24 protein-coding genes are annotated in these 25695 nt (G+C 75.2%); 14 read left to right on the top strand and 10 right to left on the bottom strand.

Translation table 11 applies throughout. The annotated features are described in order from the left end of the window. Positions 1–32: 32 nt before the first annotated feature. Positions 33–782 carry an anti-sigma factor gene (locus ACFVQZ_RS00725; RefSeq protein ID WP_030493255.1) on the bottom strand — a complete coding sequence of 250 codons (750 nt, stop codon included), beginning with the start codon at positions 780–782 and terminating at the stop codon, positions 33–35. Next, positions 779–1372 carry an ECF RNA polymerase sigma factor SigK gene (sigK, locus tag ACFVQZ_RS00720; RefSeq protein WP_383619513.1) on the bottom strand — a complete coding sequence of 198 codons (594 nt, stop codon included), beginning with the start codon at positions 1370–1372 and terminating at the stop codon, positions 779–781. The genes ACFVQZ_RS00725 and sigK overlap by 4 nt, the downstream gene beginning before the upstream one ends. A gap of 293 nt (positions 1373–1665) precedes the next feature. Here sigK and ACFVQZ_RS00715 point away from each other — a divergent pair, with 293 nt between their 5' ends. The 5 genes from ACFVQZ_RS00715 (at position 1666) to ACFVQZ_RS00695 (ending at position 6918) form a co-directional block, all read left to right on the top strand. Then, complete coding sequence (locus ACFVQZ_RS00715) at positions 1666–3360, top strand: molybdopterin-dependent oxidoreductase (RefSeq protein WP_383618545.1); 1695 nt, start codon at positions 1666–1668, stop codon at positions 3358–3360. Positions 3361–3463: 103 nt separating this feature from the next. Then, positions 3464–4114 carry a fasciclin domain-containing protein gene (locus ACFVQZ_RS00710; RefSeq protein WP_030495374.1) on the top strand — a complete coding sequence of 217 codons (651 nt, stop codon included), beginning with the start codon at positions 3464–3466 and terminating at the stop codon, positions 4112–4114. A gap of 260 nt (positions 4115–4374) precedes the next feature. Further along, positions 4375–4782 (top strand): hypothetical protein, encoded by a 408-nt coding sequence (locus tag ACFVQZ_RS00705; RefSeq protein ID WP_321192847.1) that lies wholly within the window; start codon positions 4375–4377, stop codon positions 4780–4782. A gap of 79 nt (positions 4783–4861) precedes the next feature. Continuing rightward, on the top strand, positions 4862–5443 hold the full coding sequence (locus tag ACFVQZ_RS00700; protein ID WP_383618544.1) for a carbonic anhydrase: 582 nt from the start codon (positions 4862–4864) through the stop codon (positions 5441–5443). Continuing rightward, on the top strand, positions 5440–6918 hold the full coding sequence (locus tag ACFVQZ_RS00695; protein WP_383618543.1) for a SulP family inorganic anion transporter: 1479 nt from the start codon (positions 5440–5442) through the stop codon (positions 6916–6918). Before ACFVQZ_RS00700 ends, ACFVQZ_RS00695 begins: the two co-directional genes overlap by 4 nt. Before the next feature lie 69 nt (positions 6919–6987). Here ACFVQZ_RS00695 and ACFVQZ_RS00690 read toward each other — a convergent pair whose 3' ends face one another. The 3 genes from ACFVQZ_RS00690 to ACFVQZ_RS00680 all read right to left on the bottom strand — a co-directional run bounded on the left by ACFVQZ_RS00690 (position 6988) and on the right by ACFVQZ_RS00680 (position 9947). Further along, entirely contained in the window at positions 6988–8457 is a 1470-nt protein-coding gene (locus ACFVQZ_RS00690; RefSeq protein WP_383618542.1) for an aminotransferase class I/II-fold pyridoxal phosphate-dependent enzyme, read from the bottom strand. 59 nt (positions 8458–8516) lie between these two features. Next, positions 8517–8735, bottom strand: a complete 219-nt coding sequence (locus ACFVQZ_RS00685) for a hypothetical protein (RefSeq protein WP_383618541.1) — start codon at positions 8733–8735, stop codon at positions 8517–8519. 111 nt (positions 8736–8846) lie between these two features. Continuing rightward, a complete protein-coding gene (locus ACFVQZ_RS00680) occupies positions 8847–9947 on the bottom strand; it encodes a glutamate--cysteine ligase (RefSeq protein WP_030495380.1) in 1101 nt (366 codons plus the stop codon). Positions 9948–10227: 280 nt separating this feature from the next. Between ACFVQZ_RS00680 and ACFVQZ_RS00675 the strand changes: the two genes are divergently transcribed. The 3 genes from ACFVQZ_RS00675 to ACFVQZ_RS00665 all read left to right on the top strand — a co-directional run bounded on the left by ACFVQZ_RS00675 (position 10228) and on the right by ACFVQZ_RS00665 (position 12933). Further along, positions 10228–11748 (top strand): catalase, encoded by a 1521-nt coding sequence (locus ACFVQZ_RS00675; protein ID WP_383618540.1) that lies wholly within the window; start codon positions 10228–10230, stop codon positions 11746–11748. 133 nt (positions 11749–11881) lie between these two features. Next, a complete protein-coding gene (locus ACFVQZ_RS00670; RefSeq protein WP_383618539.1) occupies positions 11882–12457 on the top strand; it encodes a DUF2165 domain-containing protein in 576 nt (191 codons plus the stop codon). A gap of 26 nt (positions 12458–12483) precedes the next feature. After that, the gene (locus tag ACFVQZ_RS00665) at positions 12484–12933 is read left to right on the top strand and encodes a DUF523 domain-containing protein (protein ID WP_383618537.1); all 450 of its coding nucleotides are present in this window, start codon (positions 12484–12486) and stop codon (positions 12931–12933) included. Between the two features lie 17 nt (positions 12934–12950). On the opposite strand, the gene ACFVQZ_RS00660 is transcribed toward ACFVQZ_RS00665, so the two are convergent. Then, a complete protein-coding gene (locus ACFVQZ_RS00660; RefSeq protein WP_383618535.1) occupies positions 12951–13922 on the bottom strand; it encodes a GlxA family transcriptional regulator in 972 nt (323 codons plus the stop codon). Positions 13923–14021: 99 nt separating this feature from the next. Between ACFVQZ_RS00660 and ACFVQZ_RS00655 the strand changes: the two genes are divergently transcribed. The 5 genes from ACFVQZ_RS00655 to ACFVQZ_RS00635 are packed head-to-tail and all read left to right on the top strand — an operon-like array spanning position 14022 to position 18871. Next, positions 14022–14426 carry a hypothetical protein gene (locus ACFVQZ_RS00655; RefSeq protein ID WP_383618534.1) on the top strand — a complete coding sequence of 135 codons (405 nt, stop codon included), beginning with the start codon at positions 14022–14024 and terminating at the stop codon, positions 14424–14426. A gap of 53 nt (positions 14427–14479) precedes the next feature. Next, positions 14480–15412 carry an SDR family oxidoreductase gene (locus ACFVQZ_RS00650; RefSeq protein WP_383618533.1) on the top strand — a complete coding sequence of 311 codons (933 nt, stop codon included), beginning with the start codon at positions 14480–14482 and terminating at the stop codon, positions 15410–15412. Positions 15413–15414: 2 nt separating this feature from the next. After that, on the top strand, positions 15415–15873 hold the full coding sequence (locus tag ACFVQZ_RS00645; protein ID WP_383618532.1) for an SRPBCC family protein: 459 nt from the start codon (positions 15415–15417) through the stop codon (positions 15871–15873). Positions 15874–15893: 20 nt separating this feature from the next. Next, complete coding sequence (locus ACFVQZ_RS00640) at positions 15894–17510, top strand: phytoene desaturase family protein (RefSeq protein WP_383618530.1); 1617 nt, start codon at positions 15894–15896, stop codon at positions 17508–17510. Further along, positions 17507–18871 (top strand): M20/M25/M40 family metallo-hydrolase, encoded by a 1365-nt coding sequence (locus ACFVQZ_RS00635; RefSeq protein WP_383618529.1) that lies wholly within the window; start codon positions 17507–17509, stop codon positions 18869–18871. Before ACFVQZ_RS00640 ends, ACFVQZ_RS00635 begins: the two co-directional genes overlap by 4 nt. 49 nt (positions 18872–18920) lie before the next feature. Here the strand turns inward: ACFVQZ_RS00635 and ACFVQZ_RS00630 are convergent, their stop codons facing one another. Together ACFVQZ_RS00630 and ACFVQZ_RS00625 are read right to left on the bottom strand one after the other, a co-directional pair. Further along, positions 18921–20444 (bottom strand): aldehyde dehydrogenase family protein, encoded by a 1524-nt coding sequence (locus ACFVQZ_RS00630; RefSeq protein ID WP_030495390.1) that lies wholly within the window; start codon positions 20442–20444, stop codon positions 18921–18923. Positions 20445–20547: 103 nt separating this feature from the next. Beyond that, on the bottom strand, positions 20548–21789 hold the full coding sequence (locus tag ACFVQZ_RS00625; RefSeq protein WP_383618527.1) for a GAF domain-containing protein: 1242 nt from the start codon (positions 21787–21789) through the stop codon (positions 20548–20550). A gap of 247 nt (positions 21790–22036) precedes the next feature. On the opposite strand from ACFVQZ_RS00625, the gene ACFVQZ_RS00620 reads away from it, so the two are divergent. Continuing rightward, entirely contained in the window at positions 22037–22522 is a 486-nt protein-coding gene (locus tag ACFVQZ_RS00620; protein ID WP_107645450.1) for an SRPBCC family protein, read from the top strand. Between the two features lie 72 nt (positions 22523–22594). Here ACFVQZ_RS00620 and ACFVQZ_RS00615 read toward each other — a convergent pair whose 3' ends face one another. Beyond that, entirely contained in the window at positions 22595–23257 is a 663-nt protein-coding gene (locus tag ACFVQZ_RS00615) for a deoxynucleoside kinase (protein WP_383618526.1), read from the bottom strand. A 248-nt stretch (positions 23258–23505) separates the two neighbouring features. Next, entirely contained in the window at positions 23506–25695 is a 2190-nt protein-coding gene (locus ACFVQZ_RS00610; protein WP_383618524.1) for a hypothetical protein, read from the bottom strand.

Below are 25695 nucleotides of genomic sequence, written 5' to 3'. Positions count from 1 at the left end.
CGAGGAGGGACGGGGACGGGCCGGCGGCGGGGTCAGGCGGGCAGGGCCATCACCAGCAGGGGAGCGGTGGTGGGCCGGGGGGAGCCTCCGGCGGGTTCGAGCGTGAGGCCGACGGCGCCCGCGTCCGCCGGGTCTCCGGTCAGCACCACGGTGCCGTCGCGGTCCAGCAGACCGGCCGGCAGCATCGTGCCGTCGTGGTCGAGCCACACCTGGTACGTCCGCCCGGCACCGGGAGCGGGCAGGTTCGCGGCGCTGAAGACCGCCTTGTTCCGCGCCTCGGAGGAGACGACGGTGGTCAGGGCCCCGTTCGCCGCCCGGCCGTGCACGGTGCGCGCGTCGGGGGCCGCCAGCACTGCGCCCACCTCGTCGAGCTGGCGCTGGGCCTGCCGGGCCTGCTCGGCGAGGTCGTCCCCGGCCCGCGTCTGCCACACCGCCACTCCGCCGAGCGTGGCGGCGGCCACGCTCGCGGCCAGCGCCAGGGGCACCGCGCGCCGGCGGAGGGCGCCTCCGAGCGCGGGCGCCGTACCGGTCGCCCGGCCCCGCGGCGGCAGTTGGCGCACGCCGTCGACGGCCGCCATGACCCGCGTCTTGACCGCGGCGGGCGGCGGCTGGGAGACGGCGGCGGCGAGACGCGCCGTCGTGGCCCGGAACTCGGCGGCCTCCCGCCGGCACGCCTCGCAGGACCGCAGGTGCGCGTCGAAGTCCCCGCGCTCGGTGTCGTCGAGGGCGCCGAGGGCGTACGCGGCGACGAGGGTGTGGGCGTCGGTGGAGTGGTGGTTCATGTGGTCACCCCCATGCAGTCGCGGAGCCGGATGAGCCCGTCGCGCATGCGTGTCTTGACGGTGGGCAGGGGCGTGCGCAGGGCTTCGGCGACTTCACGGTAGGTCAGCCCCTGGTAGTAGGCGAGGGTCACGGCCTGGCGCTGGAGTTCGGTCAGGCCGCGCAGGCAGCGGCGTACCTGTTCGGACTCCAGGCGGGTCTCGACCTGTTCGGCGACCTCGTCGAAGGCGGTGGTGTGCTCGCGGGCGGCCTGTGCCTGCTCGCGGTCGGTCGCGGCCTGCGCGGAGCGGACCCGGTCCACGGCCCGACGGTGCGCGATGGTCGCCGCCCACGTCCGGAGCGAACCGGCTTCGTGCCGGTAGCGGGGGGCCTGGCGCCACAGCTCGATCATGACCTCCTGGGCGACCTCCTCGGACTGCGCCCGGTCGCGCACGACCTTGAGCACGATGCCGAAGACGAGGGGCGCGAGGGCGTCGTAGAGCGTGGAGAAGGCCTCCTTGTCGCCCTGGGCGACCTGCCGCACGACGTCGGTGAGGTCGTCGCGGCCGGCCTCGGGGGAGCGGCCGGCGCCGACGGGGATGGCTCGGTTCACGTGCGCGGCTCCGGCCGTGGGCAGGAGGCGGAGGGGCGGCCTGGGCCGGCCGTCGGGGGGCGGGGCGTCCATCGCATGCCGCTCCTTGTGTCGTGGTCCGTGCCCTGCCGAGCCGTCCCGGGGGGGTCGGTTCGGCAGGGGAGTCCGAAGTGTGTCCTCCCGTACTTCGGAGCGGACGGCTCGGCGGATGTGCCGGATTCCTCTCGCCGTCCCCGGCTGCCGTCGGGTACGGCCCGGGGGGCTCGTGTCACTCGTTCGGGGGACGGACCCATCCGTTTGGCGGGGGCCGCCGAATGCCGGGTGTGAGCAGCTTCCGCAGCAGACTTGTCCGTGCCGTACGCGGCACGCTCGCCGGGCTCCTGGCCGCCTTCGCGGCGCTGGCCGTGGCCGAGCTGGTGGCCGCGCCGGTGCGTCCGGCGGCGGGGCCGGTGACCGTCGTGGGCGGCGCGGTCGTCGACCGTACTCCGGCCGCGGTGAAGGACTTCGCGATCCGCGCCTTCGGCGAGGACGACAAGGACGTCCTGCGGCTCGGGATCCTGGCGGTCCTCGCGCTGGCGTCCGCCGTCCTGGGCCTCCTCGCCCTGTCGCACCGGCGGGCGGCCGTCGCGGGCGTCCTGCTGTTCGGGGCCGTCGGAGCGGCCGCCGCGCTCAGCCGTCCCGACGCCGCCGGCGCCGTCGACGTCCTCCCCTCCGTCGCCGGGGCCCTCGCGGGGGGTGCCGTGCTGTACGTGCTCGCGACCGCGGCGGAAGCGGTGTCCGCGGCGACAACGGCTTCGGCCCCGGGACCGGCTTCGGCCCCGGGACCGGCTTCCGCGCCGGAACCGGCTTCCGCACCGGAACTTGCTGCAGCGCCCGAACCGGCTTCCGCACCGGCCGGGGACCAGGCCGGAGCCGGTACGCGGGCACGGCGCCGGTTCCTCCTCGCTGCCGGGGCGACGGCCGTGGCCGCGACGTCGGCGGGGGCCCTGGGCCGGTTCCTGGCCGGCCGGCGCGGCCAGGGGGCCGTCGCCTCCCGCGCGGGCCTGGTCCTGCCCGCCCCGGCCTCGCCCGCCCCGCCGGTCCCGCCCGGCGCCGAGCTCCGGGTGCCCGGCGTCAGCCCGTTCGTCACGCCGAACCGCGCCTTCTACCGCGTCGACACCGCGCTGGTCGTCCCCAGGGTCGACGCCGGCACCTGGCGCCTGCGCGTCCACGGCACCGGGGTCACCCGGCCGCGCACGTACTCCCTCGGCCAGCTGCTGGCCCGCCCGCTCGTCGAACGGGACATCACGCTGACCTGCGTCTCGAACGAGGTCGGCGGCCCCTACCTCGGCAACGCCCGCTGGCTGGGCGTCCCGCTGGCCGGCCTGCTGGAGGAGTGCGGGGTCAGGCCGCCGTCGCGAGGCGGCGCGGCCGACCAGCTCGTGGCCCGCTCGGTGGACGGCATGACGCTCGGGTCGCCGGTCGAGGACGTCATGGACGGCCGGGACGCGATGCTCGCCGTCGGCATGAACGGGGAGCCCCTGCCCTTCGACCACGGCTTCCCCGTCCGGATGCTCGTGCCCGGTCTGTACGGCTACGTGTCCGCCTGCAAGTGGATCGAGTCCCTCGAACTCACCACCTTCGACGCCTACGACCCGTACTGGGTGAAGCGCAAGTGGGCCCGCCGGGCACCAATCAAGACCCAGTCCCGCATCGACATCCCCAAGCCGTTCGCCCGCGCCGCCGCCGGCCCGGTCACGGTCGCCGGGGTGGCCTGGGCCCAGCGCCGCGGCATCACCCGCGTCGAGATCCGCGTCGACGACGGCCCCTGGCGGGACGCCGAACTCGCGGCACAGGACACCGTCGACACCTGGCGCCAGTGGTCCTACCGCTGGAACGCCACCCCCGGCGGCCACACCCTCACCGTCCGCGCCACCGACGGCACCGGCGAGGTCCAGACCGAACGGCGCGCGCCGACCGTCCCCGACGGAGCGAGCGGCCGGCACAGCGTCTTCGTCACCGTCACCTAGACCACCCGCGGCGGTCGTCGGGCCGCCCCGGGACAGCACCACCCGTCTCCCGACACCTCAAGAGAACCCGATGAAGACCGACACTCCGAAGGAGCCGTCCCCCATGAACAGCCTGAAGATCCGCCGTACCGCGATCGCCGTCGTCGCAGCCGCCGCGCTGCCCTTCACCCTCGCGGCGTGCACCGACTCCGGCGGCGACACCGAGACGGCCCCCAGCGCCGCCGCCGGAGACCAGGCGACGACGGCGGCGAGCACGCCGTCCGAGGCGCCGATGACCGACGACCAGCCCTTCGGACCGGCCTGCGCGGGCGTGCCGGAGGACGGGGCCGGCTCCTTCGAGGGCATGGCCCAGGACCCGGTCGCGACCGCCGCGTCGAACAACCCGGCGCTGTCGACCCTGGTCACCGCCGTGAAGCAGGCCGGCCTCGTCGACACCCTCAACAACGCCGAGAACATCACGGTGTTCGCGCCGACGAACGACGCGTTCGCGAAGATCCCGAAGGCGGACCTCGACAAGGTCCTCGCCGACAAGGCGACCCTCACCAAGATCCTCACGTACCACGTCGTCGGCCAGAAGCTGGCCCCGGCGCAGCTGGAGAACGGCAGCTTCGAGACCCTGCAGAAGGGCACGCTCACCACCAAGGGCTCCGGCGAGGAGTACACCGTCAACGACACCTCCAAGGTCGTCTGCGGCAACGTCAAGACCGCCAACGCCAACGTCTACATCGTCGACACCGTCCTCATGCCCGAGTAGTCGCGCGTGCCGCCTCCCACCGCGGGGAGGCGGCACACCTCCTCCCCGCGCCCCGCTGCCGCCCGCGAACCCTGCAGAATCGCTTTTGCGATCGATCCGATCCGGCCAATCCTCCGCGCTTTTAGGGCTCTCCTCGCGTGGAAACCTCGCGTTAACCCCGTGGGCAACCTCGCTGGCTTAGCATCCTTCTTGACCTCCTCTTGACCATCTGTTGGTTCTCGCTATACGCGCAGAACCGCACAAAAGGAAGCGAAAGGCGCATGTTGCGAGCAGCGGCGACACGGTGTGTGCTGACACTCCTCGCCGTCGTGCTGCTCGCGTCGCCGTTCCTCTCCGCCACCGAACCCTTCGCACACGCGTACACCGAGCGCCCCGCCCCCCGCGGCCAGATGGCGCTCACCCCGCCCGGCGCCGAGCCGGTCTGCGGGACCTCCCTCCTCCGGGTCCACCCCGCCTGGCAGGACCCGGCCGGACCGCCCCAGGCGCGGGAGCGAGCGCGCACGGTCGCCCCCCGCGCCGCCGCGCGCGCCGACCGGCCCGTGGCGGCGGTCCCGCAGCACGCCCCGCAGGCCGGAGCCGGCGAACCGGCCGCCGGCACCGCACGGACCTCCGCGCCGAGAGACCCCAGAACGCCCTCCCGCGCCGCCCTCCAGGTGTTCCGCTGCTGACAGGGGCGGAGCAGATCCCCCCACACCCCTGTCACACACCCGACGCGCGTCCACGCGCGCCAGGAGGAATCACCACGCCATGCAGCCCCTCATCGACCACGCCCGCGCGTTCGGCCGGCGCCCCGAGGAGTTCACCGGACTGGCCGCGGGCCAGTCCCCGGCCGTCCTGTTCATCACCTGCTCCGACTCCCGGGTCGTCCCGGCCCTGATCACCGGCGCCCGCCCCGGCGACCTCTTCGAGCTGCGCACCGCGGGCAACATCGTCCCCCCGTACGCCTCCGGCACCCCCACCGGCGAGGCCGCCACCATCGAGTACGCCGTCCAGGTCCTCGGCGTCCGCGACGTCGTCGTCTGCGGGCACTCCCACTGCGGCGCCGTCGGCGCCCTGGTCCGCGGCGACGACCTGACCGCCGTGCCGGCCGTCCGCGACTGGCTCGCGCACGCGGCCGGCGAACCCCGCTGCTCCGACCCGGCCGACCCGGCCGTCGCCGAAGCCGTCCAGAACCACGTCCTGGCCCAGATGCTGCGGCTGCGCTCGTACCCCTGCGTCGCGCGGCGGCTGTCCGAGGGCCGGCTCCGGCTGCACGGCTGGTACTACGAGGTGGGCACCGGCGCCGTCCGTGCCCACCGGCCGGACACCGACGCGTTCGAGGCGCTGTGAAGGCCGCGACGGGCGGCCCGCGCCGCTTCCCGCACCTGCGCCAGGACTTCCTCGCGTCCGTCGTCGTCTTCCTCGTCGCCGTCCCGCTCTGCGTCGGCGTGGCGGTCGCCTCCGGCGTCCCGGCCGAACTCGGCCTCGTCACCGGCATCGTGGGCGGCCTCGTCACCGGCTCCATGGCCGGCAGCAGCCTCCAGGTGTCCGGGCCCGCTGCCGGCCTGACCGTGATCGTCTTCGAGGCGGTCAGCGAGTTCGGCGTCGGCACGCTCGGCGTGATCGTGCTCGCCGCCGGCCTGCTCCAGCTCGCCATGGGCTTCCTCCGGATCGGCCGCTGGTTCCGGGCCATCTCCGTCTCCGTCGTCGAGGGCATGCTCTGCGGCATCGGCCTGGTGATCATCGCCGGCCAGCTGTACGCGGCGGCGGGCCTCACGGCCCCGGACACCGGCCTCGGCAAGATCGCGGGACTGCCCCGGGCTTTCGCCGACGTGCTCGGGAACACCGGGGCCCTGGCCTCCCTCGCGATCGGCGCCGGCACCGTCGCCGTCATCGTGCTGTGGAAGAAGCTGCCGCGACGGGTCCGGTCCGTGCCCGGCGCGCTCGCCGCCGTGGTCCTGGCGACGGCCGCCTCGCTCGGCTTCGGCCTGCCCGTCGCCACGGTCGAGGTGGAGGGCCTGCTCGGCGTCGTCCAGCCGCCCGGCGCCGAGGCGCTCGGCACCCTCGCCGAGCCGGCGATCTGGGGCACGATCATCGCGTTCGCGCTGATCGCGTCCGCGGAGAGCCTGTTCAGCGCCGCGGCCGTGGACCGGCTGCACGACGGGCCGCGCACCCAGTACGACAAGGAGATGGTCGCCCAGGGCACCGGCAACACGGTGTGCGGCCTGCTCGGCGCGCTGCCCATGACCGCGGTGATCGTCCGCAGCTCCGCCAACGTCGAGGCCGGCGCCAGGACCAAGGCGTCCCGGGTGATGCACGGCGTCTGGCTGCTGCTGTTCGCCGCCGTGCTGCCGTCCGTCCTCGCCCTGATCCCGCTGCCCGCGCTGGCCGGCATCCTCGTGCACGCGGGCTGGAAGCTGATCCCGTTCCGCCAGCTCGCCGGTCTGTGGCGGGGGCACCGCGGCGAGGCGGTGATCCTGGTGGTCACGGCCGTGTCGATCGTCGTGGTCAACATGTTCGAAGGTGTCCTCATCGGACTGGCCCTCGCCGTCGCCAAGACCGCGTGGGAGGCGTCGCACGTGAAGCTGGAGGTCGTCGACAAGGGCGCCGGCCCCGTCCAGGTCACCCTGGCGGGCAACGCCACCTTCCTCCGCCTGCCGAAGATCCTCGACAGCCTGGAGGCCCTGCCGCAGGACCGGCCGGTCGAACTGGACCTGTCACGCGTCCACCACCTCGACCACGCCTGCCGCACGGCCCTGGAGAACTGGGCCGAACGGCACAGCGCCACCGGCACCGAGCCGGTGCGACTCACCGTCGCCGCCTGAGCCGGCGAAGCCCGCCCGGGGCGGTCCACACCGCCCCGGGCGGGCACCCGGTGTCACCGCGCGGCCGCGTCAGCGGCCCCGGGCCAGCACCCGGAACGTCTCCAGCGACGGGTCGGCCGCGTCCGGGATCAGCAGCCCGTGCTCCACGCCGCTGCGCAGGTACGCCACCACCTCCTCGGTGATGACCTCGCCCGGCGCCACCGCCGGCACCCCCGGCGGATACGGGCTGATCGTCTCCGCCGCGATCCGGCCCACCGCGTCCTTCGCCGGCACGTGCTCGGCCTCCCCGAAGAACGCGTCGCGCGGCAGCCGCGCCTGCTCCAGCTCCAGCGCCGACGGCTCGGGCAACCGCACCTGGGGCCGCCGGCCCATCGACCCGGCCCCCTCGACGAGCGCCCGCAGAGCGTCGACCAGGGCCCGCTCCGTCGCGTCGTCGTCGGCGTACGTGAGCGACGCGCTGATCCGGCAGGTGTCGGAGCCGCCCACGTCGACCCGGCACTCGTCCCGCAGCCACTCCGCCGCCTGCATGCCGCTGATGCCGAGCCCCCGGACGTCCACCACCAGCTTCAGCGGATCCAGGTCGGCCGCGAGCCCCGCCCCGGTGACCTCCTCACGGCCCATCACCTTCAGCCCGGGCAGCTCGGCGACGGCCTTCCGCACCCGGAGCGCCCGGTGCAGCGCCGCGTCCAGCAGCTCCCGCCCCCGCTCCACCATCTGCCGCCGCCAGCCGTCCAGCGTCGCGTACACCAGCGAGGACGCGCTCGTCGTCCCCAGCAGGTCCTCGCGCTGCTTCAGCACCTCGGGGGAGATCCGGTCGTGCTGGAGGTGGAACACCGAACTCTGCTCGATCGCCCCGCCCATCTTGTGCACGCTCGTGACCACCAGGTCGGCGCCCGCGTCGATGCCCCACACCGGCAGCTCCGGGTGGAACGGCAGATGCGCGCCCCACGCCTCGTCGACGATCAGCGGCACGTCGTACGCGTGGCACACCTCCGCCACGCCCGCGACGTCGGCGCAGGTGCCCCAGTCGGTGGGCGTGATCAGCAGCATCCCCTTGGCGTCGGGGTGCTCCTCCAGCTTCCGGCGTACGTCCTCCGGCTCCGGCGGATGCGCCAGGTGCCGCTCGGAGTCGAACTTCGGGTGCACCCAGATCGGCTCGACCCCGTTCACCACCACCCCGGCGATCACCGACTTGTGCGCGTTCCGCGACAGCAGCAGCTTCTCACCGGGCCCGGCGGCGGCCAGCATCGCCGTCTTGACCGACAGCGAGCTGCCGCACGTCGAGAAGAACGCCCGCTCCGCGCCCACCGCGTCGGCCATCAGCTCCTGCGCCCGCTCCAGCACGCCCTGCGACTCCCGCCGGTCGTCCAGACCGTTGAGCATCAGCACGTCCGACCGGAAGACGTCGTGACCGACGACGTCGGCCACCCGGGGATCGGTGCCTCTGCCCTGCTTGTGCCCGGGCGGTCCGAAGACGACGTCGCCACGGCGCCGGAAGTCCTCCAGCGCCTCCAGCACGGGTGCGCGCGAGTGGTCCATGGTTCCTCCGCGTTTCTCGGCCTCGCTCCTCCGGTTCCCTCCGGTCCGCTCCGCGGCCCTCAGTCCGGGACCTCGCGCCGCGGCCCCGCCGTTCCCTGGACGCCGGACTCCTCGTCGTGGTCCTGGTCCTGGTCGTGGTCCTTGTCGGTGTGCGACGCTCGGCGCGGGCCGAGCATCGCCTCCTCCGCCTCCCGGCGGGCCTGCGCGTCACCGCTCTCGCCCACCGCCTCGGACGGGGTCGTGCGCGGCGCGTCCTTCTCGCGGCCTTCACCACCCATGACGTACTCCTCCCACTCTCCGTGCGAGCGGCGCCCGGCTCCGGACGCCCACGTGGCGCGCCTGCCCCCGGCCGCCCGGCCGAAACGGCCGCGCGGCGGCGGCCGGCACCGTCACGCCTTCCCGGTCGTGATGTGGGCGCACTCCCGCACCACGCCCGCCAGGTCGAGGCCGTCCGCGTGCAGCTGCCGCTGGCGCCGGGCCCCGCCGCCGCGGGCGCGCAGCTCCGCCAGCCCCTCGCGTACGAGGTCCAGGTCGCCGTGGTCCCGCAGCGCGTCCGCCGTGTGGGCGACGAGCGCGTCCAGCACCGCCTCCGCGGGCCGCTCCCGCAGCGTGACGGGGTCGACGAGCGGCCCGTCGAGGCCCGACCGCGCGGACCGCCAGGACGCGAGCCGCAGCAGACCGGCCGGGACCTGCGCCGGCGGCTCGCCCGCCCGCCAGGCCCGCGCCGCCGTCTCGACCAGGCCGCGGACGAGCGCGGCCAGCAGCACGGTCGTGCCGGGCTCCAGGCAGACGTCGGCGACCCGGATCTCCACCGTCGGCCAGTTGTGGGACAGCCGGGCGTCGAAGTAGATCATCCCCGGGTCGCGCAGCACCCCGGTGCCGAGCATCTGCTCCACCACCTCGTGGTACCGGTCGGCGCTGCCGAACAGCTCGACCGGCCCGGCCGACGGCCACCGGTACCAGACCCGGCTGCGGTAGCTGCTGTAGCCGCTGTCCCGGCCCTGCCAGAACGGCGAGTTCCCGCTGATCGCGTTGAGCGGGTACAGCCACGGCCGGATCCGGTCCAGGACGGCGACGCCCTCCTCGTCGGACTCCACCGACACGTGGACGTGACAGCCGCAGGTCAGCTGCTCCTGCACGGTGAGCCCGTACTGCTCCGCCAGCCAGTGGTACCGGACCCCCAGGTTCCGGGACGGCTCCACCGGCAGGGGAGAGGTGGCCAGGGCCGCCACCCGGGCACCGGCCCGTTCGGCGTGCCGCCCCGCCTCCGCCCGGCACCGGACGATCTCCTCCGCCAGCTCGCCCATGTCGCTCACCGGCCGGGTCGCGAACTCCACCTGCTCCTGGTGGAGCTCCTTCTCGAAGACGTCCTCCTCCCCTTCCTCCGCGCGGACCGCCGCGGACGCCAGGACCGCCGAGGACACCGCGAGCGGCTCCCCGGTGCGCTCACTGACGAGCAGCAGCTCCTCTTCCACTCCTACGGTGCGCATGGTGGCTCCTGTTCCTCACGGGCCGCCTCCGGGCCCGCCGACCACACGTATGCCCCGCGAACCGCACCCGACGCCCCCCTCTCCGCGGTCCCGGACGGTCGCGGTCACGGACCGGGACCCAGAAAACGGAGCTGTGAGTTCCGGTTCTCCGGTGGTGGCGTCGGCCGACCGGGTCCAGGCTGGGACGGGGACGCAGCGGCGGGGTGCCGCCGCGTGCCGCCCGCCCGTGCCCGTCGAGCGACGCGCCACCGTCCGACACGAGGAAAGGCAGACACGACCGATGACCGAAGCCCGACCCGCCACCACGACCGACTCCGGCGCACCGGCGGAGAGCGACGAACACTCCCTCACCCTCGGCCCCGGCGGGCCGATCCTGATGCAGGACGCCTACCTGATCGAGCAGATGGCGCAGTTCAACCGGGAACGGATCCCGGAACGCCAGCCGCACGCGAAGGGCAGCGGCGCGTTCGGCCACTTCGAGGTCACCCACGACGTCAGCCGCTACACCCGGGCCGCGCTCTTCCAGCCGGGCGCCCGCACCGACCTGGTCGCGCGGTTCTCCACCGTGGCCGGCGAGCGGGGCAGCCCGGACACCTGGCGCGACCCGCGCGGCTTCGCGCTGAAGTTCTACACGTCCGAGGGCAACTACGACATGGTCGGCAACAACACGCCGGTCTTCTTCGTGAAGGACCCGATGAAGTTCCAGCACTTCATCCGGTCCCAGAAGCGCCGCGCGGACAACAACCTGCGCGACCACGACATGCAGTGGGACTTCTGGACCCTCTCCCCGGAGTCCGCCCACCAGGTCACCTGGCTGATGGGGGACCGGGGCATCCCGCGCACCTGGCGCCACATGAACGGCTACACGTCGCACACGTACATGTGGATCAACGCCTCCGGCGAGCGGTTCTGGGTGAAGTACCACTTCAAGACCGACCAGGGCATCGAGTTCTTCACCCAGCACGAGGCCGACCAGATGGCCGCCGTCGACACCGACTACCACACGCGGGACCTCTTCGAGCACATCCGCGACGGCGACTTCCCCTCCTGGACGCTGCAGGTGCAGATCATGCCGTACGAGGAAGCGGCGACGTACCGGTTCAACCCGTTCGACCTCACCAAGGTGTGGCCGCACGGCGACTACCCGCTCATCCCCGTCGGCCGGATGACGCTCGACCGCAACCCCACCGACAACCACGCCGAGATCGAGCAGGCCGCCTTCCAGCCGAACAACCTCGTCCCCGGCATCGGACCGAGCCCCGACAGGATGCTGCTGGCCCGCCTGTTCTCGTACGCGGACTCCCACCGGTACCGCATCGGCGGCAACTACCAGCAGCTTCCCGTGAACGCGCCCGTCGTCGACGTCCACACGTACTCCAAGGACGGGGCGATGGCCTACCGGAAGACGACCGACCCGGTCTACGCCCCCAACTCCAAGGGCGGACCCGCCGCCGACACCGCCCGCTACGGGTCGCCGCCCAGCTGGACGGCGGACGGCGAGATCACCCGGGCGGCGTACGTCTCGCACCCGGAGGACGACGACTGGGGCCAGCCCGGCACCCTCGTGCGCGAGGTCATGGACGACGCCGCCCGCGACCGCCTCGTCGACAACGTGGTCGGCCACCTCCTCAACGGCGTCACCGAACCCGTCCTGGAGCGTGCCTTCGCCTACTGGAAGAACATCGACAAGGCCACCGGCGAGCGCATCGAACAGGGCGTGCGGGCCAAGGCCGACGAGAGGGACCCGAAGGCCGCCGAGCAGGGGAACCCCGCCCGCCGCTCGATGCAGGAGAAGGCCTGACGGTCCGCCGGCGGCGGCCGACCCGGAGGGACCCGTGCGCGGCGCGACGGCTGGAACGCCGCGTCCGTGGGGAGGAGTCGTACGGCCCGTGACACACGGCGCGGGCCGTACGACGACGAAGGAGGACCCACCCATGGCACAGTCCCTCGGGCCGGCCGGCACCGGCCCCGCCGCCCCTGCCCCGGCCGGCACGCTCCGCCGGCTGGGCGCGCCGGCCGTCGCGGCGACCGCCCTGACGGCGACCGTCGCGCTCTACATGACGCTGGTGGCCTTCGGGAACATCACCGACTTCGGCACCAACCAGCAGTTCGTCCAGCACGTCCTGAGCATGGACACCACCTTCAAGGACCCCGACCTGATGTGGCGGGCGGTCGAGTCGACCGCGCTCCAGAACGCCGCGTACGTCGCCATCATCGTCTGGGAGACGCTGGCCGCGCTGGTCCTCCTCGCGGCCACCTGGTTCTGGATCGCGGGACTGCGGCGCGGCGCGTACGACCGGGCCCGCGCGGCGAGCACGGTGGGACTGGTGATGGTGCTGCTGCTCTTCGGGATGGGCTTCGTCGCCATCGGCGGCGAGTGGTTCGCCATGTGGCAGTCGTCCGACTGGAACGGCCTGGACGCCGCGGCCCGCAACGTCGCGCTGGCCGGCTTCGCGCTCCTCGTGGCGCACCTGCCCGGCCTGCGCGGGGACGGGGCCGGACGGAGCTGACGCCCGGGGCGCCGATAGCCTGGGGCATGGAGACCGTACTGGTGAGCGCGTGTCTGCGCGGAGTGCCCTGCCGGTTCGACGGACGCGACAAGGCGTCCCCGGAGGTCGAGGCCGCGCTCGCGGGCCGCGAGGCGGTCCCCTTCTGCCCGGAGACCGCCGGCGGACTCGCGACCCCGCGGCGCCCCGCCGAACTGGTCGGCGGCGACGGGGGCGCCGTGCTCGACGGCACGGCACGGGTGGTCGAGGACACCGGCCGCGACGTGACGGCGGAGTTCGTCGCCGGCGCCCGGCGGGCGCTCGCCGCGGCCCGGCGCACCGGAGCCCGGGAGGCCCTGCTGATGCCGCGCAGCCCCTCGTGCGGACGCGGCACGGTGTACGACGGCTCGTTCAGCGGGCGGCTCACCGACGGCGACGGCGTCACGGCGGCCCTGCTCGAACGGAACGGCATCACCGTCCGACCCGCGCCCGGAGCCTGAGCAGGCCGGTTGACCGGTCAGCGCCGCGCGCCCTCGCGGTAGCCCGTCGGGGAGACCCCGTAGTGGTCCAGGAACGCCTTGCGCAGCGCCTCCGGGGTGCCGAAGCCGCAGCGGACGGCCACCGACGCCACCGGCAGCGCGCTCGACAGCAGGAGCTGCGCGGCCGTCTCCGTGCGCACCCGCCGCACGTAGCGGCCCGGCGGCTCGCCGAGGCAGCGGGTGAACAGCCGGGTGATATGACGGGACGTCAGCCCGGCGCGGGCGGCGAGGACCGGCGTGCTCAGGTCCTCGTTCGGGTGCGCGGCGATGTGGGCGGCGAGGACGCGCACGGTGTCCTCGCGGGGCGGCGCCGCCGCCGTGAACGCGCTCATCTGACTCTGGTCGCCCGGGCGTTGCATGTGGACGACGAGGTGCCGGGCCACCCGGCGCGCCGGTTCGGGCCCGTGGTCCTCCTCGATCAGGGCCAGCGTCAGGTCCAGCGCGCTGGTGATGCCGGCCGACGTGTACACGTTGCCGTCCCGGATCCACAGCGGCGCCGCGTCCACCCGTACCTCCGGATAGCCGTCGGCCAGGCACGGGGCGAACTGCCAGTGGGTGGTGGCCCGCCGGCCGTCCAGCAGCCCCGCCGCGGCGAGCACGGCCGCGCCCGTGCAGACGGAGGCGACCCGGCGGCTCTCCCGGCTCAGGCGCCGGACGTGCCCGACGAGACGGGGATCGGCGGCGAACCGCTCGACGCCGAGACCGCCCGAGACGACGAGCGTGTCCAGCGGCCCCCGCGCCCGCTCCAGGGACTCGACGCCCGCCAGGGTGAGCCCGGTGCCGCACCGGACCGGGGCCCCGCCCGGGGAGAGCACCCGCACCCGGTACGGCGTCCCGGGGTCCCCGAGCGCGTTGGCGAGGGCCAGGCCCGTCGTGACGCAGGCGATGTCGAGGAGTTCGGCCGACTCGAAACCGACGATGGCCACCACCCGTTCCGCGCGATCCCCCATGGCACGACCCTAGTCCGCACGGACCTCCACCCCAAGGCGGCGGACATCCCAGGGACGGACCGGTGACCGCGGCGGCCCCCGTGCCCGACATTGGTCCGCATGACGACGCTACGCCTCCTCGCCCACCGCTGGCCCGCCTGGCTGGCGCTCGCCCTCGCCGTGGCGACCTTCGCCGACGGCCTCCCGCCGACGTCCTTCCTCGCCGCCCTCCTCGTGGTCATGCCGCTGTGCTACCTGGCCTTCGGGGCCGTACGCGGCGAACTTCGCGACCGGCGCGCGCTCACCGTCCAGACCGCCGGCCTCGTCGTCTTCTGCGCGTGGGCGGCGACCGTCCTCCTCACGGACGGCAGGACCGCGCTGTACGTCGTCGCGGCCGGCTGGTTCGCCCACGCCCTCTGGGACCTCGTCCACCACCGCACCGGCCGGATCGTCCCCCGCGCCTGGTCGGAGTGGTGCGGCGTCGTCGACGCGTCGGGCGCGCTGGCGATCGTCCTTCTCGCCTGACCGCCCCGCACCTCCGCCGTGTACGAGCCGACCGGGGCGGGCAGACGCCCGCCATGACGCGCCACGGCCGGAGCGACCACGCGGACGACCCGGGCCCGCTGGCGGGCCGCGTCGCCGTGGTCACGGGCCCGGCACGCGGACTCGGCGAGGGCCTGGCCCGCGCCCTGTCCCGGCGGGGCGCCCGGGTGGCGCTGCTCGGGCTGGAGGACCGGCGGCTCGCCCGCGTCGCGGCGGACCTGCCCGGCGAGGCCCGGTCCTGGGCGGTCGACGTGACCGACGCCGACGCGCTCGCCCGGACCGCCGGGGCCGTCCGGCGCACCCTCGGCAGCCCCTCCGTCGTCGTGGCCAACGCGGGCGTGGCCCTCGGCGGGCCCCTGCTGGACTGCGACCCCGACGTCTGGCGCCGGGCGATCGACGTCAACCTCGTCGGGAGCGCCCTCACGGCCCGCTGCTTCCTGCCGGACCTGCTGCGCACCCGCGGCTACTACCTCCAGGTCGCGTCCACGGCGGCCCTCGTACCGGCGCCCCTCCTCACGGCGTACTGCGCCTCCAAGGCCGGCGCGGAGGCGTTCGCGCACGCCCTGCGCGCCGAAGTGGCGCACCGCGGCGTCGCCGTGGGCGTCGCCTATCTGAACTGGGCCGACACCGCCATGATCCGCGCCGCCGACGAGACGGCCGTCTTCCGCCTGCTGCGGTCGCACCTGCCCTGGCCCGTCTCCGTCGTCCACGACCCCGCCCGCTACGTCCGGACCATGGTCCGCGGCATCGAACACCGCTCCGCGCACGTCTACGACCCGCCGTGGCTGCGCGGCGCGCACGCGGCGCGCGCCGTCCTGCCGGCCGTCGTCACCCGCCGGTCCCGGCGGGTCCTCGCGGCCCGGGGCGAGGCGCCCCTGCCGCCCACGGGCCTCCTCGGCCCCGGCGGAGCCGCCGCGGACCCCACCCCGTCCGCCCGACCCCCTTCGCACCTCCACCCCAGGGAGTGACCATGGCCGTACGACACCGGCTCATCCATGCCGCCCCGCAGCACGTGTGGGACGTCCTCGCCGACCCCTCGCGCTACGCCGACTGGGTGGTCGGCACGAGCGAGTCGCGCCCCGCGCACGGGCAGTGGCCCGCACTCGGCTCCGCCCTCGCGTACACCGTCCGGCTCGGCCCGTGGACGGCGTCCGGCACGACGGTCGTCCGGCGCGTGGAACCCCCGCGCGAACTGGAACTGGAGGTCGACAGCGGCCCCGTCGGCACCGCCCGGGTGGCCGTCGAGGTCCGCCCCTGGGGCGAGGAGTCCCTGGTCATCGTGGACGAGCACCCGCTGCGGGGCCTCGGCGGCACCCTGCACAACGCGGTCATCGAGGCGCTGATCCAGCTGCGCCACCGCGACATGCTCACCCGGCTCGCCGGCGTCGTCGAGGAGTACGCCGCGGACGCCGCGCCCGCCCACACCTGAGGCCCGACGAGGGAGACGCGATGCCCGACGCGATCGTCATCGGTGCCGGCCCCAACGGACTGGTCGCCGCCAACCTGCTGCTCGACGCCGGCTGGAGCGTAGAGGTGTTCGAGGCACAGCCCGAACCGGGAGGAGCCGTCCGCAGCGACCGCGGCGTGCACCCCGACTACGTCAGCGACCTGTTCAGCGCCTTCTACCCCCTCGCCGCCGCCTCGCCCGTCATCGCCTCCCTCGGCCTCGACCGCGAAGGCCTCGCCTGGAGCCACGCCCCGCGCGTGCTCGCGCACCCGGCGGCCGACGGCCGGTGCGCGGTGCTGGACCGGTTGCCGCACGACACCGCCGCGGCCCTGGACGCGTCCGCGCCCGGCGACGGGGACGCGTGGCGGGACCTGTGCGGGCTCTGGGACCGGATCGGCCCCGACGTCGTCCGCTGCCTGTTCACGCCCTTCCCGCCGGTGGTCCCCGCCGCCCGGCTGCTGGACGGCGTCCGCCGCGCCGGCGGCCTGGCGACCGTACGACGGCTCCTGCTGCCGGTACGCCGCCTGGCCGAGGAGCAGTTCCGCGCCGAACCGGGGGGCCTCCTCCTCGCGGGCAACGCCCTGCACGCCGACCTGCCGCCCGAGGCGGCGGGCAGCGGCGGCTACGGATGGCTGATGTCGATGCTCGCCCAGCACCACGGCTTCCCCGTCCCCGCCGGCGGCGCCGGCGCGCTGACGGCCGCGCTGGTGCGGCGGCTGGAACGCGGGGGCGGCGTCGTCCGCTGCGGCACGCCGGTCGCCGAGGTCGTCGTACGGGCCGGCCGCGCCGTCGGCGTCCGCACCGGCGCCGGCGAACGCGTCCCGGCCCGGCGCGCCGTCCTGGCCGACGTCTCGGCACCCGCCCTGTACGGCTCCCTGGTCGGCGAGGAACACCTGCCCGGCAGCCTCCTGAAGGACCTGCGGCGCTTCCAGTGGGACTTCGCCACCTTCAAGGTGGACTGGGCCCTCGACGGCCCGGTGCCCTGGACGGCCCGGCAGGCGGCGACCGCCGGCACCGTGCACCTGGCCGACGGCATGGACGGCCTGACCGCCTACGCCGCCCGGCTCGCCACCGGGCTCGTCCCCGAGGACCCGTTCCTCGTCCTCGGGCAGATGACCGTGGCCGACCCGACCCGCTCCCCGGCGGGCACCGAGTCCGCCTGGGCGTACACGCACCTGCCGCAGAGGATCAAGGGCGACGCGGGCGGACAGGGGCTCACGGGCCGCTGGGACCGCGGCGAGAGCGAAGCGATGGCCGACCGCATGGAGGAGGTCGTCGAACGGTACGCCCCCGGCTTCCGGGCGCGCGTCCTGCGGCGGAGGGTCCTGGCCCCGCCGGCCATGGAGGCGCTGGACGCCAACCTGCGCGGCGGCGCCCTCAACGGCGGCACGGCCGCCCTCCACCAGCAGCTCGTCTTCCGGCCCGTCCCCGGCAACGGGCGCCCCGAGACGCCCGTGAAGGGCCTCTTCCTCGCGTCGGCGTCCGCGCACCCCGGCGGCGGCGTGCACGGCGCGCCCGGCGCCAACGCGGCCCGGGCCGCCCTGCGCCGCCACCTGCCGACGGTGCTGACCGTCCGCCGCCGCCGGCTCCCGCGCTCCCTGCCCGGGGCCCGCCCATGACCGGCCCGACAAGCGACGCCCTGGCCGAACTGGCGGAGTGGGTACGCGTCCCCTCCGTCTCCTCCGACCCGGACCGGGCCCAGGACGTACGCCGCTCCGCGCGGTGGCTGGTGGAGGCGCTGCGCCGCACCGGCTTCCCGCGCGCCGAGGTCTGGGAGACGGAAGGCCTGCCGGCCGTCCACGCGTCCTGGCCGGCGGCCGACCCCGGGGCCCCGGTCCTGCTCGTCTACAGCCACCACGACGTGCACGCCGTCGACCCGTCCGAGTGGCACGCCACCGACCCGTTCGCGCCGCTCCTGCGGGACGGCCGGCTGCACGGCCGCGGCGCGTCGGACGCCAAGGGCCAGATCATGACCCACCTGTGGGCCCTGCGCGCCCACCTCGCGCGGCGCACCGCCCCCGCCGTCACGGTGAAGTACCTCATCGAGGGCGAGGAGGAGATCGGCTCCGTCCACCTGGCCGACGTGCTCGCGGAGCACGCCGGCGACCTGGGCGCCGACGTCGTCATGGTGTCCGACTCGATGCTCTGGTCCCTCGACGAGCCCACCGTGTGCGCCGCCGTACGCGGATCCGTCACCGCGACCCTCACCGTCCGCGGAGCCGAACGCGACCTCCACAGCGGTGCCGTCTCCGGCGCCGCCGCCAACGCCGCCGTCGAACTGTGCCGCCTCGTGGACCACCTCATCGACGCCTCGGGCCGCGTCACCCTGCCCGGCTTCTACGACCCCGTGGTCCCGCCGGCCGGCGACCTGCGCGACGGCGTCGGCTCCCTCCCGTTCGACCCGGCCGGCTGGCAGGCGGAGACCGGCACGTTCGGCACCCCCGGCGAGGCGGGGCGCACGGTCCCCGAGCGCCTGTGGACCCGGCCCTCCGCCGAGGTCGCGCGCCTCACGGCCGGCCGCACCGACGCCCCCGCGCTCGGCCTCATCCCCGCCGAGGCCGGCGCCGACCTGCTGTTCCGGCTCGTACCCGAGCAGCGGGCCGACCAGGTCGCCGACCAGCTCCGCGCGTGGCTGGACCGCCACCGGCGCCCCGGCTTCACCTACGACCTCGAGATCGCCTCCACCAACTCCGACCCCTACCGGACGCCCCCCGACGCCCCCGCCCTCGCCGCCCTCACCCGGGCCGTCGGCCACGCCTACGGCGCCCAGCCCCGCCACATCGGCAACGGCGGCGCGGCCCCCGGCGCCCAGCTCGCCCGGGCCTGCGACGCACCGGTGCTGTTCTTCGGCACGGGACTCCCCGCAGACCGCTGGCACGGCCCCGACGAACGGGCCGAGCTCCGCGCGCTCCGCCTCGGCGTCGCGACGCTGGCCCGGTTCCTCGACGAACTCCCGGCACGCGGACGCCCGCCGGGCTGAGAGCCCGGTCGGACGCCCGCGTCCGCGCACCTCAAAGGAAGCCGCGCCCCTAGAAGAAGCCGAGCTTCTTCGGGCTGTAGCTCTGGAGGACGTTCTTCGTCTGCTGGTAGTGCTCCAGCATCATCTTGTGGGTCTCCCGCCCGATGCCCGACTGCTTGTAGCCGCCGAAGGCGGAGTGCGCCGGGTACGCGTGGTAGCAGTTGGTCCAGACGCGGCCCGCCTGGATCGCGCGGCCCGCCCGGTAGGCGGTGTTCGTGTCCCGGGTCCACACGCCGGCGCCCAGCCCGTACAGGGTGTCGTTCGCGGTGCGGATCGCGTCGTCGAAGTCCGTGAAGGACGTCACCGCCACGACCGGGCCGAAGATCTCCTCCTGGAAGATCCGCATGCGGTTGTCGCCCTCGAAGATCGTCGGCTGGATGTAGTAGCCGCCCTCCAGATCGCCGCCGAGGCCCACTTCCTGACCACCCGTCAGGATCTTGGCGCCCTCCTGCCGGCCGATCTCCAGGTACGAGAGGATCTTCTTCAGCTGCTCCGCCGACGCCTGCGCGCCGATCATCGTCTCCGTGTCCAGCGGATGGCCCGCCACGATCGCCTCCGTACGGGCGACCGCCGCCTCCATGAACGCCCCGTAGACGCCCCGCTGCACCAGCGCCCGTGACGGACAGGTGCAGACCTCGCCCTGGTTGAGGGCGAACATCGTGAAGCCCTCCAGCGCCTTGTCCCGGAAGTCGTCGTCCGCCGCCCACACGTCGTCGAAGAAGATGTTCGGCGACTTGCCGCCCAGCTCCAGCGTCACCGGCTTCAGGTTCGCGGCGGCGTACTCCATGATCAGACGGCCCGTTGACGTCTCGCCGGTGAAGGCGATCTTCGCCACCCGCGGCGACGACGCGAGCGGCTTGCCGGCCTCCTCGCCGAAGCCGTTGACGACGTTCAGCACCCCCGGCGGCAGCAGGTCCGCGACCAGGCTCAGCCAGTAGTGCACGGACGCCGGCGTCTGCTCCGCCGGCTTCAGCACCACCGCGTTGCCCGCCGCCAGCGCCGGCGCCAGCTTCCACACCGCCATCAGGATCGGGAAGTTCCACGGAATGATCTGCGCGACCACGCCCAGCGGCTCGTGGAAGTGGTACGCCACCGTGTCCTCGTCGATCTGGCTGAGGGCGCCCTCCTGCGCCCGCAGCGCCCCCGCGAAGTACCGGAAGTGGTCGATGGCGAGCGGGATGTCGGCGGCCAGCGTCTCCCGGACCGGCTTGCCGTTGTCCCACGTCTCCGCGACCGCCAGCGCCTCCAGGTTCGCCTCCATCCGGTCGGCGATCCGCAGCAGCACCCCCGCCCGCTCGGCCGGCGCCGTGCGCCCCCAGGCCGGGGCCGCCGCGTGCGCCGCGTCCAGGGCGCGCTCGACGTCCTCCGCCGACCCCCGGGCGATCTCGGTGAACGGCCTGCCGTCCACGGGGCTCGGGTTCTCGAAGTACCGGCCGCCGGCCGGGGCGACGTACGCGCCGCCGATCCAGTGGTCGTAGCGCGGCTGGTACGCCATGAGCGCGCCCTCGGTACCGGGTGCGGCGTAGCGGGTCATGGGCAGACCTCCTGCGGGTCAGGCGGAACCGGACCGCCGGGCCCCGGGCCGGGGTGCACGGGCGGCCGGACGGCGGGCGGCCGGCGTCCCGGCCGGCGCGCCCTCACCGCCGAGTGTGCGCCGCCGGGCGTTGCAACCCCGTTGCGTCGCAGGACAGTTCCGCCTCCAGCGCGTCGAGCCGCGCGCGGACCGGCGCCACCTGGGACGCCGGGACCGCGGCGCACAGCGCCCGCCACACCTCCACGTCGTCCTCGCCCCACGCGCTGTACGCCCAGTCCGCGAGCAGCCGCGGATCCGCCCGCGCCACCAGCGCGGCCCGCAGCCGCCCCGCCAGCCGCTCCCGCAGCCGGACCACCCCCGGCGCGACCGACCCCGGCAGCAGCGGGCCCGCGTACTGCCCGGCCGCCGCGGCCACCGCCCCCGACGCCAGGCGCCGGTCCACCGCCGCGAAGTCCGCGTCCACCGGCACGGCGAGCCGGTACGGCCGCGAGCACAGCACCTCGGGACCGAGCACCGCCCGCAGCCGCGACAACTCCGCGCGCAACGTCACCGGCGTCACGGACCCGTCCTCGTACAGCAGCGTCAGCAGCTCGCCGCCCGACATCCCCTCCGGCCGGTGGGCGAGCACCACCAGGATCTCGCTGTGCCGCCGGCTCAGCGCCAGCCGCCGCCCGTCCACCGTCAGCAGCGCCTCGTCCCGGCCCAGCGCCGTCAGCCGGAGCCGCCCGGCCGGCGGGGGCGGGGCCAGCAGCGCCAGCTGCGCCTCCGCGGCCCGCGCCACCGCCCGTACCAGACCGAGGCTGTGCGGATGGGCGAGGGGAGCGCCGCCGGTGAGGTCGACCGCGCCGAGCAGCCGTCCGCTGCGCGGGTCGCGCACCGGCGCCGCCACGCACGTCCAGGCCCGCACCGGCGGCCGGAAGTGCTCCGCCGACACCACCTGCACCGGCCGCCCGACGGCGAGCGCCGTCCCCGGGGCGTTCGTCCCCGCCGCGGCCTCGGCCCAGCCCGCGCCGGCCACGAAGTTCATCCGCCGCGCGTGCCGCAGTGTCGCCGGGTCGCCCTCCACCCACAGCAGCCGCCCGCCCGCGTCGCACACCGCGAGCAGGTGCCCGCCGTCCCGGGCGTCCGCGCCCAGCAGTTCCCGGATCACCGGCATCGCCGGGGCCAGCGGATGCCCCTCCCGGTACGCCGCCACCTCCTCCTCAGCCAGCTCCAGCGGCGCCGCCCCGTCCCGGTCCACCCGGGCGCGCTCCGACCGCCGCCACGACTCCGCGACCAGCGTCCGCACCCCGGCCCGCGGGCCCGGCCCGGGCCTCCCGTTCCTCCGCGTCGTCGCCTCGCTCAACCCGGCCTCCCCCTCGCGGACGTACGGCTTCCCGGCGCACATCGTCGTGGCCCCGCCCGCCGCCGACAAGAACCCGGGAGCGAGGGCATATGCCGCCCGTCCGGGAGCCGCCGCCCCCGTGCCCGCCGCACCGGACTCCGGGCGACACACGGCCCGCCGTCCGCGTCCGCGGGACCCGCAGCGGTTAGCGTCGGCCGAGGCGCCCGGCGCCGCGCGCTCCCGCCCCGGACGAAGGAAGGCAGCCACCGTGTCACGGAACCGCCGCTTGATCCTCAGCCCGCCGTCCCGCGTGTGGGGCCTGCTCTCCGACGGCCATCGCTACGGCGAATGGGTCTCCGGTACGCAGCGGATCCTCGCCGCCGATCCGCACTGGCCCGACGTCGGCGCCCGCCTGCGCGTCCGCGTCGGCGTCGGACCGGTCACCCTCGACGACACCTGCGTGGTCCGCGTCTGCGAACCCGAGCGCCGCCTGGAACTGGAGGCGAAGGCCGAGCCCTTCGGCGCCGCCCGGATCGCCATGAACCTGATCCCCTGGGGCGAGCACACCCTCTTCCTCCTGGAGTGGCACCCCCTCCGCGGCCCGGGCACGCGCATGCACGGCCTCCCCGTCGACTACCTGGTCTCGATCCGCAACGGCATGATGCTCACGAAGCTCGCCCGCATCGCCGTCCGCGAGCAGCGCACCGGCGCCGCACCCCTCCGGCAGGCCGGAGCCGCCGCCGCCCAGGAGTGACCGCCCCCCACGAGGAGAACGGCTCCCGCGGCCCCGGCGGCCGGCCGGAACGCGCGGGAGGAGCGGGCGGACTCAGCGCCGGGCCGCGATCTCCGTCAGGGCGTTCTTGACCTCCAGGGCCACGCGCGCCGCGTCGTCCGGGTTGTTCACCACGTCCGTCTGGTTCATGTCCACGACGAGGACGTCGCTGGCCGAGTAGTGCCGGTGCACCCAGTCGTCGTAGCCGGACCACAGCGTGCGGTAGTACTCGACCAGGCTCTCGTCCTGCTCGAAGTCGCGGCCCCGCAGCCCGATGCGGTGCAGCACCGTCGCGAAGTCGGCCTTCAGGTAGACCATGAGGTCAGGGGCCTTGCGGTACGGCAGGCCCTCGATCTCCTTCATCATCTCGTCGAGCAGGCCCTCGTAGACCTGCATCTCCAGGGAGCTGATCCGCCCGAGGTCGTGGTTGACCTTCGCGAAGTACCAGTCCTCGTAGATGGACCGGTCGAGCACGCTGTCGTCCTGCTTGTACGCCTCCTTGATCGCGGCGAACCGGGTCTGGAGGAAGTACAGCTGGAGCAGGAAGGGGTAGCGCTTGGCCTGGATCTCCTCGGGGCTCGCCGAGTAGAACAGCGGGAGGATCGGGTTGTCGTCGACGCTCTCGTAGAAGACCTCGGTGCCCAGCTCCCTGGCGAGCAGTTCGGCCACGCTCGTCTTGCCGATCCCGATCATGCCACCGACGCAGATCACCGGCATACCTCACTTCTCCCTGGGGTCTTCTTCTTCGTGGACGGGGAGCCGGCCTCCCGTACCACGGAGACGCGCGCCGGTGGTCACGCCGTCGCGGACCGGACCGCTTCTGTCGGCCGGTGGGCCTGCCGTACCGCGGTCGCCGCTGCGAGCGACGGGTCGCAGCCCCACAGCCGCCATGAATCCTAGATGACGATCGGACGTCTCCCGGCCGGGTCGGTCCTCCCTGGCGCCTGTCCGGCGCCGGCGGCCGGTCAGTCGGCGTCGTGACGGCGTATCCACTCCAGGGCCGCGGCCCGCTCGGCCCGGGTCGGCCCGGGGTCGAGCCGGTCCGGGTGGCGGACGAGACCGTGCTGCCGCGCCACGCGCACGCCGAGCGCGCGGGAGGCGGGGGAGAGGTCCGGGTGTCCGGCGACCTCCTGGGCGCGCTGCCACCACCCGCGGCTGTGGGTGTCGACGGCGTAGTGCCACAGGGGCTGCCGGGGGTCGGCGACGCCGACGAGGACCTGGCGGAGCCTGTGCTCGGCGATGCCCGGCACGCCGTGCAGCCGGTCGGCCACCAGCAGCGGGTGCACGCCGTCGAGCCGGGCCCGGACCAGCACCCAGGTCATCAGCTGGCCCACGTCGTGGGCGGGCGAGGTCACGAACTCCCACAGCTCGGCGGCCTTCGCCTCGTCGGGCGCGCCGAGGTGGGTGAGGAGCCGCAGCTCGGCCTTCCAGACCGGTCGGGCGCCGTCCCACCACGCGAGCAGCTTCCCGGCGGCGGGGTGCCCCAGGTCGAGGGCGAGGCAGGTGAGGGTGACGAGCGGGTGGCGCCATTCGGTGTACGTGGTCCGGTACCTCTTCGTGAGGTCCTTCATGCGGCGCGGCAGCAGCGCCTCGACCTCGGCGGGACCGGCGAGCCCGTGGGAGTGGAGCAGTTCGAGGCAGAACCCGAGCCCTTGCAGGCCGGTGTCCGGGTCCGCGATCCGCTCCCGCAGCCAGCGCGCGTCGCCGTCGGTGAGGGTGCGGTACCGGTGCCACGTCCGGCTCAGCACGCCCTCGGAGGCGGTCAGGTCGGGACCGGTGCCGGACAGCAGGCCGTCCCGGGACGCCTCGTAGCGCTCGACATCGGCGAGGGCGGTGCGGGCGGCCTCCGGGCCGGTGACGAAGGAGACGGTGGCGGGAGCGTCGCCGTCCGTGCGGCCCGGAGCGCCGGAGCGCGCGCCGTCGCGGGCGTCGAGGGCCGCCTCGCGTACCCGCTCCACGTGGTCGAGCGCGGTCCGGGCGGCCAGCACCCGCAGGGCGCGGGGCAGCCGCTCGTCGGTGGCGAACCGGACGGCTAGCAGCCCGGCGTACGACCCGCCCGTCAGGCCGTCCGCGCCCGTCTCCCGGCGCCAGTCGGCCGTGGCCTCCCGGGTCAGCGCCGCGTACAGCCCGCGCAGCAGGGCCTCCGGCGCCCCGTGCGCGTCGAGGTCCGCCGCGACGGCGACCGCCGCCCGCACGGCGCCCGGCTCGCGCAGCGACCGGTACAGCTCCAGCCAGGCCGGCACAGCGGCCGGGGCGCCCGCGAGCGCCTGCGCCCGTACGACGTCGAGCCCCCGCTCGGACGGCACCCGCGCCACGACGCCCGCCGCGAGGGGGCCGAGGGCCGCGACGGCCTCCCACGCCTCCGCGCGGCCGTGGCGCAGCAGGGCCCGCAGCAGCTCCCGCCACCCGGTCCACCGGTCGAGGCGCCCCGCGTACTCCTCCCGCCACGCGCGCAGCAGCCCGTCCGTCTCGTCTGCCGTCAGCCCGTCGCGCCGCTCCAGCGCCACCGCGAACCGGGTCGCGGCGGTGAGGTCCCGCGCGGCGCCGAGCCGTTGACGCAGCCACGCGTCCTCCGCCGGGGACAAGGGCCGGTACCGGACCGGGCCGGGGCCGTGGTGCACCGGCTCGTCGAGCGCGGCGAGGAACTGGCGCACGCCGTCCGGGTCCGCCGGGTCCGGCAGCCCCTCGCCGTCCCGCAGGGTGATCCGGTCCAGCCGGAACGCGCCCCGCGGCCCGCCGTCGACGACCCGGAACCCGTCCGGCCCCGCCCCGAGCCCGGCGCCCACGACCGCGTGGTCCCCGCCCCAGTGCAGCAGCAGTTCGCCGGTCAGCGCGCCGGAGCGGTCGAACGCCCGCCCGTGCGACTGCCAGTGCCAGTACGCGAACGAGACCGGTCCCGCGAGGCCCCGCTCCGCGACCAGCTCGGCGGCGTCCGCGTGCCCGTCCCCCTGCGTGTACCGCCCCCTCCCCGGCGGCGGCAGCACGACGAACCCGTCACCGCCGAGCCCCCGCCACCACGCGGAGATCCGCGCGAGGTCCGACGCCGTCCGCCGCACACCGCGGCCGGCCTGGCTGCTGCCGGGGTCGTTCACGTACGTCTCCCTGCTCCGGGGCTTCTCGGGGACGCCGCGCGCGTCCACGGACCACCCTGCCAC

The organism is Streptomyces sp. NPDC057854 (assembly GCF_042797055.1).
GTDB lineage: Bacteria > Actinomycetota > Actinomycetes > Streptomycetales > Streptomycetaceae > Streptomyces.
The sequence above is the reverse complement of the archived record's forward strand: the minus strand, read 5'-3'. Positions and strand labels throughout refer to the sequence as shown.